This window comes from Pseudomonas sp. yb_9, assembly GCF_043103635.1.
Classification (GTDB): Bacteria; Pseudomonadota; Gammaproteobacteria; order Pseudomonadales; family Pseudomonadaceae; genus Aquipseudomonas; species Aquipseudomonas monteilii.
Map to the genome: position 1 here is coordinate 1 of NZ_JBICKA010000108.1, position 516 is coordinate 516.

General features: G+C 47.5%; 1 rRNA gene. It reads left to right on the plus strand.

The window, feature by feature from the left end:
- Positions 1 to 144: 144 nt before the first annotated feature.
- Positions 145 to 516 (plus strand): 23S ribosomal RNA (locus tag ACF8MI_RS26190); the annotation flags it as partial.

The window sequence follows — 516 nt, forward strand, 5'->3', positions numbered from 1 at the left end:
TGTGATAGATATAGACTGATGACCAGTTTCACTGCTGGAAATCAGGCTAAGGTAAAATTTGTGAGTTCTGCTCAGCAATGAGCGAAATGCGAATTTTCGGCGAATGTCGTCTTCACAGTATAACCAGATTGCTTGGGGTTATATGGTCAAGTGAAGAAGCGCATACGGTGGATGCCTTGGCAGTCAGAGGCGATGAAAGACGTGGTAGCCTGCGATAAGCTTTGGGGAGTCGGCAAACAGACTGTGATCCAGAGATCTCTGAATGGGGGAACCCACTCAGCATAAGCTGAGTATCTTGTACTGAATACATAGGTGCAAGAGGCGAACCAGGGGAACTGAAACATCTAAGTACCCTGAGGAAAAGAAATCAACCGAGATTCCCTTAGTAGTGGCGAGCGAACGGGGACCAGCCCTTAAGTTGATTTGAGATTAGTGGAACGCTCTGGAAAGTGCGGCCATAGTGGGTGATAGCCCCGTACACGAAAATCTCTTGTCAATGAAATCGAGTAGGACGGA